This window comes from Teredinibacter purpureus, from assembly GCF_014217335.1.
GTDB lineage: Bacteria > Pseudomonadota > Gammaproteobacteria > Pseudomonadales > Cellvibrionaceae > Teredinibacter > Teredinibacter purpureus.
In genome coordinates, this window is the sequence record NZ_CP060092.1 from 1,570,221 (window position 1) to 1,582,233 (window position 12,013).

The window sequence follows — 12,013 nt, forward strand, 5'->3', positions numbered from 1 at the left end:
CAATTTGGCGACCCGCATCCTGCTTAATGACGTTTTTTTATCGTAGCCAAGGGCTCTCCCATTTTGACGGTGCGCCCAGGGGTCATACGTTCAAGCCAGTTGGTACTGTTTTCGGGCATCAATAACACGGCGGTTGAACCTAGTTTAAATCGCCCCATCTCGCTACCGCGGGTAAGTGAAATAGGGGGGTGTTCGCCGTACTGCTGGCGTGTCACTTTATTGCCTCGAGGCGCGATTTCGCCAGCCCATACTGTTTCGATAGAGGCAACGATCATTGCGCCTACGAGTACTACAGCAACGGGCCCAACGTCCGTTTCGAAGATGGATACAACGCGTTCATTGCGCGCGAAAAGGTTGTCTACGTTGTTCACGGTCGTTGGGTTGACGGAGAAGAGTGCGCCGGGAACATGGATCATATCGGTGAGGGTGCCGCTTATGGGCATGTGTACGCGGTGATAATCTTTTGGGGATAAATATACGGTGCAATACTGGCCATTTTCAAACTTTTTAGCCAAAGTTTCGTCACCCCCCAGTAATGCTGTGGTCGAAAATGATTTTCCTTTTGCTTGGAAAATTGTATTGCCGTTAATAGTGCCTGCTTGGCTAATAGCGCCGTCAGCGGGGCATAATAAAGCATTTTCTTCTTCCTCCAGTGGTCGTGCTTCGGGCTTTAAGGCTCGGCAAAAAAATGCGTTAAAACTTTTATACTCGAGAAGGCTTTCCTGCGCGGCCTCGGCCATATTGACATCAAAATTTGCAGCAAAACGCTGGATGAATAGGTTTTTTATCCACGTGATTTCGGTGCTGGCAAACCACCCTACAATGCGCGAGAGCAAGTGATGGGGGAGTATGTATTGCAGCAGTACAAATAAAAAAGATTTCACAGCGTTGTTTCCTCAACCGGTGTGTTTGGATGGTTGCCCCATTCAGCCCAAGAGCCGTGATAGGCCTTAATGTTAAAACCGAGTAGTTTACCAACCAAATAGGTAAAACCCGAGCGGTGATGAGACTGGCAATGCGTAATAATCGAGTGCTTTTTTGTTAAGCCTACTGATTGCAAATAGTGTTCTGCATCGCTTCGTATTCGGTGGCCGTTTTGCGGTGCCATTAATTGTGTCCATTCACAATTAATGGCACCGGGAATGTGACCACCTTTACGTGCAAAAACTTTTTCGCCGCGAAACTCTTCTGGAGAGCGAGCATCCCAAATACGGGCATTGTTGTTGTTCAGCTCCGCCAGAATATCGGGAATTTCGGCGATAACGCCTGAGTGAATATTGAGGGCGGGTGATGTGGCGGAGGCTCTATGCTCGTGTTGTTCCACTGCTAGAGCGTTCTTCTTCCAGGCCAATAATCCTCCATTCACGTAGGAATAGTGTGGGTGCCCAATCACGTCTAATGTCCAAATGAATCGGCCTGCCCAGCCACCACCTTCATCGTCATAAACAATAAAATGTGTATTTGAGGTAAGGCCTAAATAGCCAAAAACCTGCTCTAGTTGCGCTAACGGCGGTATTTTACCTGGCGCAGGCGGGCGACCTGATAGTAGCGCGGTTGGGGGAAGATAGACGGCGTTAGGTATGTGGCCAGCGCGATAAGATTGCTCGGAGCTTAAATCAATAATACAAATGGGCGGTAAGGCTTGTGTGTTGTAAGCCAGAGCGCTGGCTCTAGCGTCTAGATACTGGTGGAGTTCAACCGGTTCTATAACGGGCGGCAAAAGCGGGTTGAGCATAAAGATCCTTGTGGAGAAGCATGTGCGAGAGATCGTGGTAAGGCTATAGCGATGGTTTTATATCGACGTCATTTAAGGTGTTAATGATGCGACAAAAGCTCTCATAACGTTCGGCGGATATAATCCCGTCTTGTTGCGCTGAGGTAATGGCGCATCCAGGCTCCTGTTGGTGCCTGCAATCTCTGAATTTACAATGCCCCGCACGTTGACGAAGCTCTATAAAACCGTGAATAACATCGTCCACGTTCATGTGCCATAGCCCAAAATCACGAATACCTGGTGAATCGATACAATTGCCGCCGTCAGGGAAGTGATAGAGCCTAGAATGGGTCGTGGTATGCCGGCCTTTAGCAATTTGTTCTGAAAGCTCTCCAATTTTAATATCTTCGTTGGGCAGTAACAGTTGAATAATGGACGATTTACCGACGCCAGATTGTCCCGCGAAAATACTGGTGACGTTGCGTAAATGTACTTTTAGGGTATCTAGCCCGTGTTCGCTTTTCGAAGACGCAAGCACAACGTCGTAACCGAGTAATTTATACTGATGTAGCAGTTGTTGAATAGAGCAGCTCTCAGGCTCGCCGAGTAAATCGGCCTTATTGAGAAGTAATACCGGTTTTACGTCTAAATTTTCGGCGACTACGAGGTAGCGATCAATAAGCCCTGCGTGAGGCTCGGGTTCTACGGCTAGCGTGATAAGTACTTGATCGATATTGGCGGCAACATCGCGCATTTTTCCGTAGCTATCGGGCCTTTGTAGGCGGTTACGGCTTTGCATTACAGAAACGACAACACCGCAATTATCGTCCTCTTGCTGCCAGATAACGTTGTCGCCCGTAACGATTTCCCCCAAGTTTGCACGCAGATAGCAGCGCCATAGAGTGCCATCTGCGGTCTCGATATCCGCTTGCTTTCCGTAGCGGGTTATAACCGTTCCGTGTTGCTCGGGCGCGCTAGAACGGCCTTCGTTGTCAGCATTCTTTCGGCGTTTCTTTTGGTTTTCTTCGATTCGTCGAGATTGCTGCTGGCTTAGCTTACGCTTGGTCATGAGTGGCCAATAGGGAGCGTGTTATCGTGGAGCCTGTCTGATCATTTGGCTCACGAACACGCAGAGATATGAGGTGTGAGGGTCGGGGGGTGTGCCTGCTAATGGGAACTTCCTCTTCGAGCTGCTAGAATTCGGAAGTTGCATTGTAATGGAAAAAACTATGGCTAACAGCGAAAACAACCTTATTTGGATTGATCTGGAGATGACCGGATTGATTCCTGAGCATGATGTCATCATCGAAATAGCTACAGTTGTTACTGATGCGAACCTCAATACGCTTGCTGAAGGGCCCGTTATGGCCATTTATCAGCCTGATGCGGTAATGAATCAAATGGATGAGTGGTGTACCACGCAGCATGGGCATTCAGGATTAACGCAACGGGTGAAAGCGAGCGAGGTTTCTACGTCCGCGGCTGAACAGGCAACGTTGGATTTTCTCGCAGGCTGGGTGCCTGAAGGAAAGTCGCCAATGTGCGGTAATTCGATCGGGCAAGACCGGCGATTTTTACAACGTTTTATGCCGCGATTAGCGAATTATTTTCACTATCGCAACATTGATGTAAGCACGTTAAAAGAGTTGGCGTCTCGTTGGCAGCCCCACGTTCTTGACGGGTTTACCAAGCAAGGTTCTCACCTAGCGCTAGACGATATTCGTGAATCAATCGCGGAACTAAAGCACTATCGCGAACATTTTATTCGCCAATAGATAATTACGCGTCATACCGTTGACGCGTTCTTTTATCTATAGATCTTTTCCTTCTGCAAGTTAAAGTGCTTGCTTAAAAGTTGGTCTAAGCACTGTCATCTATTGCCGCTTTTATTCTTTCCTTCAGGTGTATCATTGCACCTGTTATTCCATATTCTTCCTTGGTCTTATAAAGGAGGTTTTTAGCGCAAGCAGGTTTTTGACAAGCTTGCATATCAGGACGAAGCTTAAAGTAACAAACCGACTTAACGATTAATCTCAATCTTCGACATTGATGTTATTGAGGCTGGGTAATCGGTTTTTTTGGCGGTTATTTTATTGTTACGAGCTTCATTGTTACTAGCTCGAAGGAATGAGACCTATGCAATTTCCCGATTCATCTGTACCTTTATATTCTGTAGTCGAGTCTGACCTCTCATCGGTAACGGCTGCTGTGGCCGAACCTGAAAGTCGACGTGAGCGCAGGGACCAAAGTAAGCCAATTCCCATGAATGTGGCTGAGTACATTAACGATGACCAAGTGATGTCGCTGCGCAATATGGAAAGCTTTGGTTGGCAGTTGGCCTTTGTTCGACGGCCGTTATTTCAAGATGCTGTTGTTGTTGTTGTGAATGCCGATCAAAGTCAGTACGGCGTACTGGAGAGTGACGGTTCGATTAATATGAAGTCAATGCTTGAACTACGGCACTAGCTATATTTTATCGCGCATTAACGACCCAGCATAATTTTCTTCGTTTCCGCTATAGCGCTCTCCTTTCTTCTATATAATGCCCGCCTCTTCAAATCCTGCAGGGGCGAGGTATTTCGTGCACACCAATAATCAATTTTTTGTGAAGGGTAAGTTTTTGCTGGCTTTTGGTTTTCTTGCCGTGTTTATGGGCAATTTTGGGCAATCATTTTTTCTCGGCACTTACGGCGCTAGCATTCAACAGTCGCTAGAGCTTTCGGCCTCGCGTTATGGATTGGTGTATTCCGTCGCTACATTGCTTGCAGGAACGAGTTTAATGTTGGTAGGAGGGTATATTGATCGATGGCCGCTCATGCGCTTTACCAGTTTTGTGGCCTTTGGTTTGATGTTTGGTTGTTTGCTGTTTGTGATTAGCGACAATATTTGGTGGTTGGGGTGTGCATTTTTTATGGTGAGGTTGTGTGGCCAAGGTTTGTTACCGCATACCGGTGTTACCACCATGGCGCGTTGTTTTTCGGGTCATAGAGGTAAGGCAATTAGTGTAGCGGCTTCTGGCGTGCCTGTTGGTGAAATATTACTACCGCTTGCCGCTACGTTGCTTATCTCGTATTGGGGTTGGCAAAATAGTTGGATTGTTATTGTAATTTTTATTGCTATCGTATTTTTGCCGTTGAGCTACTTTTTACTGTCTAGCGCAAAGCGCAGAGGGTATGAGTTTTCGCCTGTTGTACGCGATGCAAGTGAGCAAGCAGAGGATCAAGGCCGAGGCGCAGTATTATCCGATGGACGTTTCTGGCGAGTGTTGCCTGCTGTGATTGCCGCACCGTTTGTGGTGACGGGTATTTTCATACATCAATCGTTCTTTTTGTTTGAAAAGCAATGGTCAATGGACGTATTTGCGGCAAGCTTTGTTGTTTATGGTGTTGTGCATTGGCTTGCATCTCTGGTTGCAGGCTTATTGGTCGATCGCTACAGCGCTGCTCGATTGCTGCCTTTTTATAATCTGCCCTTATTATTGGCGATGCTTGCCGTTGCCTTTTTAGAGGGGCCGGTTGTCGCAGGCGTTATGTTGGCGTTACTGGGTATGTCGATTGGTTGTAGCGGTCCCATTACTGGAGCGTTATGGGCGGAAGTATACGGAACTGGGAGGTTAGGTAGTATTCGTTCAATGACATCGTCATTTGGTGTTTGGTCTACCTCATTATCGCCATTGTTGTTTGGTGTGCTTATCGACAATCATATGAGCGCGGTGACTTTAGCTGTGATTTTAGCGGTCGCGGTGAGTGGGGCGTGCGTGTTAGCTGCGTTCTCCTATCCTGTCAAAAAAGTCTAACGCTGTAATTTTCGTGGTCGTTTGCGCTGCGGGTTGAGTTGTTGCGCCAAAGCCCAGTCGATGTGTTCGGCAACTAATGTGCTGGCAGTATTTTTTTGGCTGCGTAGCGCTTGAATAATCTCGTTTGAGTGCGGTGCGTTGCCAAGGCCTATCGCGAGGTTACGCTGCCAGCCTTCAAAGCCAATGCGGCGAATTGCCGAGCCTTCGGTATTTTTTAAAAACGTGTCTTCATTCCATAAGAAAAGCGTTAGTAAATCGCTGTTGGCTAGGCCGTGCCGTGGTTGAAAATCTTTTTCGCCGCTAGGTTGTGCGTACTTATTCCATGGGCAAATGGCTTGGCAGTCATCACAACCAAATACGCGGTTGCCCATTACCGCGCGGTACTCTTGAGGGATTGGCCCTTTGTTTTCGATGGTTAGGTAGGCAATGCATCGGCGTGCGTCAAGCTGATAGGGCTTGGGGAATGCGGCGGTTGGGCAAACTTTAAGGCAGGCTTCGCAATCGCCGCATTTATTTTCGGCAGTAAACGTATTAGTGGGGAACGGCAGATCGGTGAATATTTCACCTAGGAAAAACCAGCTTCCCGCATACTGGTTAATGAGTAGTGTGTGTTTGCCTACCCATCCAAGGCCGGCTTTTTCGGCAAGCGGACGCTCTAGAACTGGCGCGCTATCGACGAAAGGTCGTTGATGTGCCGGTTGGTCGGGAAAAATAATACACGCTTCAGCGTTAATTTTTTCGGCCACTTTGGCGAGACGTTTTCGAATCAACTTGTGATAATCTCGCCCTAATGCGTATCGAGAGATGTACGCTTTTTCAGGAGATTTTAAGATTTTGATCTGTTCTGTGCTATCGGGGAGATAGTCCATTCGAGCGGAAATAATACAGCGGGTGCCTTCGTGCAACTTTTCTGGTTGCTTACGCATCTCTTGCCGTTCGGCCATCCAGGCCATTGTGCCGTTGTACCCTTCGTCGAGCCACTCTTCTAGTCGCTCAGCTTCGCTCGAAAGATTGCCGTCGGATATGCCTATTTGCTGAAAACCTAGCTCTCGCGCCCAGAGTTGGATTTTTTCGGCTAGCGCGGCGAGTGCGAGCATCTGTTCTGGGGTAGGGTTATAGCCTTGCATAATGATTCAGTTCGATTGAGTGTGCGAATTGGCTTTGGGAGTATGGCCAACATTCCGTATAATTTCGGCCACACTAATTGAGCCGAACTTGCTATGAGTGATTTTACACTGCCCGACCAACTTTTTCGCGCTGAACACGTGCGCCAACTAGAAGAACTCGCGATCGATGTTACGGGTATCGCAAGTATTCAACTGATGAAGCGCGCAGGCCGCGTTGCTTTCGATGCGTTAATTCAGCGGTGGCCTAACGCCGAGTCGGTACGAATCGTTTGCGGCAGTGGTAATAATGGCGGCGACGGTTATGTTATGGCTGCGCTGGCAATGCGTAGGGAAATGGATGTAGCGGTTTTATCGCTATGCTCTCCTTCGGCCCTAACAGGGGATGCGGCTCGGGCTTATCGGTTCGCAATACAAGAAGGTGTGAGGGTTGTCGAGGTGCAAGACTGGTCGAGCGCTTTCTTACAGGAACACACCGATATCATTGTTGATGCACTCCTTGGCACAGGCTTAAAGGGAGAGCTTCGAGCAGAGGTTAAGGCGGCAATAGACGCTATTAATGGGATGGGGGTACCGGTTGTAGCTGTTGATATGCCATCGGGCCTAAACGGCGATACCGGTGGCACTTTGAGCGCTGTGATTGCGGCGACTTTAACGGTTACGTTTGTGGCCTGTAAGCCGGGTCTGCTAACGGGCCGGGGGCCTCAGTTGTGCGGGGAGGTGGTTTTTGATGATTTGGGCCTCAGCAAAGAAGGCAGCCAAGATGCGTTACAGGCCGCATGGTCTACCATTCAGGCCGACTGCCAAAGGGTGACTATCCACTCGACTAAGCTTCTACTGCAGGCTAGACCTGCCGATGCCCATAAAGGAATGTTTGGCCACGTGCTTGTGATTGGTGGCGACACGGGGTACGGCGGTGCTGTGACTCTCACGGCAGAAGCCTGTGCGCGTTCTGGAGCGGGGTTAACCAGTGTTGCGACACAACCAATCCATGTGAACGCTATTTTATCGCGCGTACCAGAAGCGATGGTTACCGGTGTTGCATCGGGTCAGGCATTGGAGCCGTTAATGGCTTTCCCTAGTGTTGTGGCGGTAGGGCCGGGGTTGGGGCAGTCACCATGGTCTGAACAAATGTTGCAGCAAGCCGTGCAGGCAGATTTACCTCTAGTTGTTGACGCAGACGGCTTGAATATTATGGCGCAAGGGCGAGTGTTGCCGAACGCGTATCGCGATAATTGGGTGCTAACGCCTCACCCTGGTGAAGCCGCCAGATTGCTTGGTTGTAGTGTTGAGGTAATACAGAATAATCGATTTTTAGCTGTGAGTGAGCTGCAAAAACGTTACGGGGGGGTTGTAGTATTAAAAGGAGCCGGTACGGTAATAACCGATGGCCACCAGCTTTATCTTGCGGATGTGGGAAACCCCGGTATGGCATCGGGTGGGATGGGCGACGTTTTAGCCGGCGTTATAGCGGCGTTAATGGCTCAGGGGCTTACGGCTCTCGACGCGGCTTGCCTTGCCGTTTGTGTGCATGGTGACGCAGCCGATTTAGCGGCCGAAGAGGGTGGTGAAAGAGGTTTGTTGGCGTCGGATTTAATCCCCTATATTCGAGAGTTATTAAATTAATGTCTGGTATTTCAATATCTGCGTCGATAATCTTTGACGCTTCTTTGGTCGATGAGGCTGCGACGGTAGCCGTTGGAAGGTTATTCGGCGCGCATCTGCGCGGCGGCGCTATTATCAATTTAGACGGTGTACTTGGTGCGGGTAAAACTACCTTCTGCCGTGGTATTCTCAATGCGTTTGGTTATTCAGGTGCGGTTAAGAGCCCAACTTATACTCTGGTCGAGCCGTATGAATTTGAAGATGCTTCGGTTTTTCATTTTGATTTGTATCGTTTGGGTGACCCTGAAGAATTGGAATACATGGGGATACGGGACTATTTCCAGACGCATGCCATTTGTTTAATCGAGTGGCCGACAAGAGGAGAAGGTTTTTTGCCCGCGCCAGATCTAACGGCCACCTTTACGCCGCAGGGCGAGGGCAGAGCGTTGAGTGTGTGTGCCCACACCGCACGCGGCATAAAAATCGTGCAGAGTATGGGTTAAAATAACAATACATGAGGGCGCTGAAGTGGTGCTGTTGAATACGCTGAAAGTGGAATGTGTGCCTTGGGCGCTATTGGCGTTTGTTCAGCTGCTGTTTCTATTAAGTTCTTCGGCTATGGCCGCTAATATCGATAGTGTGCGATTGTGGCGAGCGCCGGATCATACGCGATTAGTATTTGACTTAAGCGCAGCGGTAGAACACTCGGTTTTTCGGCTTAAAGAGCCTGACCGAATTGTAGTCGATATTGCAGGTTCTACGAGCAAGGTGTTGTCGAAGGATATCGATCTTTCGTCAACACCCATTAAACAGTTGCGCTTTGGTAAACACAGTAACAACTTGCGGGTTGTCTTGGATCTTAGTACTGACGTTAAGCCGCGTACGTTTATACTGGCGAAACATGGAGAAAAACCTGACCGTTTGGTTGTTGATCTTTATGATGCGAAAACCGAAACGGTTAAAACGGTTGAACAAGTTGTTACTACTTACAGTGGACGACGCGATATTATTGTAGCGATTGACGCCGGGCACGGTGGGGAAGATCCCGGCGCATTGGGCCCTAAAAAAATCTACGAAAAAGACATTGTTTACAAAATCAGCCAGCAGTTAGAGCGCATGGTAAATGCGCAACCCGGCTATAAAGCGCACATGGTGCGTTCTGGGGATTACTACATTCCGCTGCGTGAACGCCGAAATAAAGCGAGGAGTGTGCGAGCGGATGTTTTTATTTCTATTCATGCCGATGCGTTTAAAAACCCTAAGGCGCAAGGGGCATCGGTGTTTGCATTGTCTCGCCGTGGTGCAACCTCTGAAACGGCACGATTCTTAGCATCAAAAGAAAATGAAGCCGACTTAATTGGTGGTGTAGGCGGCGTTGACCTCGAAAACATTGACGATACGTTAGCGGGTGTACTTGTCGATTTATCGATGACAGCTTCGCTAGCTAATAGTTTAGACGTGGGCGATCGCGTATTGAAAGAGGTGGGTAAAATTACGCGATTACACAAACCACATGTAGAGCAGGCTGGTTTTGCTGTGCTTAAGTCCCCTGATGTGCCTTCTATTCTGGTCGAAACGGGTTTTATCTCCAACCCTGGAGAGGCTAAAAAACTCAATACTTTTGCTCATAGAAAAAAGCTCGCTACGGCCATATTTAATGGCGTTAAGTCCTATTTTTATGAAACCCCTCCCGCAGGCTCTTTTGTGGCTTGGGAAAAAAATGGTGGTTCTAATAGCGTTGTACAGCATACGATTACTCGAGGCGACACGCTAACGGCGTTGGCAAATCGGTATAATGTGAGCGTTGCGAAGATCAAAACGGTTAATAATTTGACCGGTTCTCACATTAAAATTGGCCAAGTACTTAAGATACCGGCCTCCTAAATTCCCATCACAAACAGTCTTATACATGAATCATATTCAAAAACTCAGCCCGAGATTAGCTAACCAGATCGCGGCGGGAGAAGTTGTTGAGCGTCCCGCCTCCGTCATCAAAGAGCTAGTCGAAAATAGTGTGGACGCCGGTGCCCAGCAGCTGGACGTGGAGGTGGAAAGTGGTGGTACAAAGTTAATTCGAGTGCGTGACAACGGAAAGGGCATTGCCAAGCAAGATTTACCGTTGGCGTTAAGCCGTCATGCAACGAGTAAAATATTAAGTTTAGATGATCTAGAATCTGTCGGTACTTTGGGATTTCGCGGAGAGGCATTAGCCAGCATCAGCTCCGTTGCACGGTTAAAATTAACCAGTAATAACGGTGATAGCGATAGTGGCTGGTGCGTAGAAGCCGAAGGTCGCGATATGGATGCGGTAGTAACACCTGCTGGGCATCCACGGGGTACGTCGGTAGAGGTAAGAGACTTATTCTTTAACACGCCTGCACGCCGAAAATTTTTAAGGACAGAAAAAACAGAATATTCTCGTATTGAAGATATTATCAAACGTTTGGCTCTTTCACGTTTTGAATTAGGGTTTTCGCTGAAAAATAATGGTCGAGTCATCCATAGCTGGCGACCGGCTCATTCGCAGTTAGAGCAAGAGCGGCGAGCTGCTCAAATTTGCGGTCCAGTCTTCATGGAAAATAGTGTGCATGTGGATATTGAACGCGCAGGTTTACGCTTATGGGGTTGGGTGGCGTTACCGACCTTTTCGCGTAGCCAGGCTGATTTGCAGCATTTTTATGTTAACGGCCGAGCTATTCGAGACCGATTAGTGGGGCATGCGATTAAGCAAGCGTACCAAGATGTTTTATATCATGGTCGTCATCCCGCCTTTGTACTTTATTTGGAACTCGATCCAGCCAATGTTGACGTTAATGTTCATCCAACGAAACATGAAGTACGTTTTCGTGATAATCGATTAGTTCACGACTTTCTTTTTAGAAGCCTCCATAAAGCGCTCGCAGACGTTCGTCCTGCAGCGGTCAATTCAGAGCTTATGGCGGGAGAGCCCGCACCGGTAGCACCTTTTGATAAACCTCCAGAGCAAGGAGCATTAGTGCTGGCCGGACAGAAGCCTGTTCAATTCGAATATACCTCTAGTGCGGTTGCAGAATCGGGAGGCGAATATCGGCCTCAGGCTCAGCCTCAGTATACTTCTGCTGGGAGCTATAGCGCTCCGTCGTCGCAGTCCCAAACGGTTGATTTTAATCAGCAGGGAGAGGTTCCGCCGCTCGGGTATGCGATTGCACAGTTAAAAGGCATCTACATCTTGGCTGAGAACGAGCAGGGTATGGTTGTTGTTGATATGCATGCAGCGCATGAGCGTATTACTTACGAAAGAATGAAAACACAGCAAGAACAACAAAAAATTCAATCGCAGCCGCTACTGGTCCCGCAATCGATGGCGGTGAGTGAAAAGGAAGCGGATAGTGCGCAGGAGTGTAATGAAGTTTTTACGCGTTTAGGCTTCGACATAGAAAGGGCAGGGCCAGAATCACTTTTAATTCGGCAGTTACCTGTTATCTTGAATCGCGCGAATGTTGAACAGTTAGTGCGGGATGTTTTATCGGATCTTATTGCTTTTGGGTCAAGTGAGCGGATCCAGCATAATATTAATGAAATTTTATCGACGATGGCGTGCCATGGTTCTGTGCGAGCAAATCGAAAGTTAAACGTTGCCGAAATGAATGCTTTATTGAGAGATATGGAAGCAACTGAACGTAGTGGCCAGTGTAATCATGGTAGGCCTACGTGGAGTCAGCTTTCGTTAGCGCAGCTAGATAAATTATTTATGCGAGGTCAATAGTGGAGCTTGCCGAACATCCCAGCGGAAAG

At 48.3% G+C, this 12,013-nt stretch carries 11 protein-coding genes; 7 read left to right on the forward strand and 4 right to left on the reverse strand.

The features are described from left to right. Positions 1-23: 23 nt before the first annotated feature. Genes asd through rsgA form a run of 3 tightly spaced genes read right to left on the reverse strand, consistent with a single transcriptional unit; the run spans position 24 to position 2,783 of the window. On the reverse strand, positions 24-884 hold the full coding sequence (asd, locus tag H5647_RS06980) for an archaetidylserine decarboxylase (protein ID WP_045857393.1): 861 nt from the start codon (positions 882-884) through the stop codon (positions 24-26). Then, on the reverse strand, positions 881-1,735 hold the full coding sequence (locus tag H5647_RS06985; protein WP_045857394.1) for a rhodanese-like domain-containing protein: 855 nt from the start codon (positions 1,733-1,735) through the stop codon (positions 881-883). The genes asd and H5647_RS06985 overlap by 4 nt, the downstream gene beginning before the upstream one ends. Positions 1,736-1,778: 43 nt before the next feature. Further along, positions 1,779-2,783, reverse strand: coding sequence for a small ribosomal subunit biogenesis GTPase RsgA (gene rsgA, locus H5647_RS06990; protein WP_045857396.1), 1,005 nt, complete (start codon positions 2,781-2,783; stop codon positions 1,779-1,781). 160 nt (positions 2,784-2,943) lie between these two features. Here rsgA and orn point away from each other — a divergent pair, with 160 nt between their 5' ends. The 3 genes from orn (at position 2,944) to H5647_RS07005 (ending at position 5,510) form a co-directional block, all read left to right on the forward strand. Next, entirely contained in the window at positions 2,944-3,489 is a 546-nt protein-coding gene (gene orn, locus H5647_RS06995) for an oligoribonuclease (protein ID WP_045861172.1), read from the forward strand. A gap of 361 nt (positions 3,490-3,850) precedes the next feature. Next, positions 3,851-4,180 carry a hypothetical protein gene (locus H5647_RS07000; RefSeq protein WP_052691914.1) on the forward strand — a complete coding sequence of 110 codons (330 nt, stop codon included), beginning with the start codon at positions 3,851-3,853 and terminating at the stop codon, positions 4,178-4,180. Between the two features lie 115 nt (positions 4,181-4,295). After that, positions 4,296-5,510: an MFS transporter gene (locus tag H5647_RS07005; RefSeq protein ID WP_236074811.1), complete on the forward strand. Its 1,215-nt coding sequence runs from the start codon at positions 4,296-4,298 to the stop codon at positions 5,508-5,510. Here H5647_RS07005 and queG read toward each other — a convergent pair. Then, entirely contained in the window at positions 5,507-6,637 is a 1,131-nt protein-coding gene (gene queG, locus H5647_RS07010; RefSeq protein WP_045857400.1) for a tRNA epoxyqueuosine(34) reductase QueG, read from the reverse strand. The two genes, H5647_RS07005 and queG, sit on opposite strands and share 4 nt — an antisense overlap. A 93-nt stretch (positions 6,638-6,730) precedes the next feature. On the opposite strand from queG, the gene H5647_RS07015 reads away from it, so the two are divergent. The 4 genes from H5647_RS07015 to mutL all read left to right on the forward strand — a co-directional run bounded on the left by H5647_RS07015 (position 6,731) and on the right by mutL (position 11,984). Beyond that, a complete protein-coding gene (locus H5647_RS07015; protein WP_045857402.1) occupies positions 6,731-8,260 on the forward strand; it encodes a bifunctional ADP-dependent NAD(P)H-hydrate dehydratase/NAD(P)H-hydrate epimerase in 1,530 nt (509 codons plus the stop codon). Next, entirely contained in the window at positions 8,260-8,742 is a 483-nt protein-coding gene (tsaE, locus tag H5647_RS07020; RefSeq protein WP_045857404.1) for a tRNA (adenosine(37)-N6)-threonylcarbamoyltransferase complex ATPase subunit type 1 TsaE, read from the forward strand. The genes H5647_RS07015 and tsaE overlap by 1 nt, the downstream gene beginning before the upstream one ends. A 115-nt stretch (positions 8,743-8,857) precedes the next feature. Further along, entirely contained in the window at positions 8,858-10,123 is a 1,266-nt protein-coding gene (locus H5647_RS07025; protein WP_082087161.1) for an N-acetylmuramoyl-L-alanine amidase, read from the forward strand. Positions 10,124-10,148: 25 nt separating this feature from the next. Continuing rightward, positions 10,149-11,984 carry a DNA mismatch repair endonuclease MutL gene (mutL, locus tag H5647_RS07030; protein ID WP_045857406.1) on the forward strand — a complete coding sequence of 612 codons (1,836 nt, stop codon included), beginning with the start codon at positions 10,149-10,151 and terminating at the stop codon, positions 11,982-11,984. Positions 11,985-12,013: the final 29 nt, after the last annotated feature.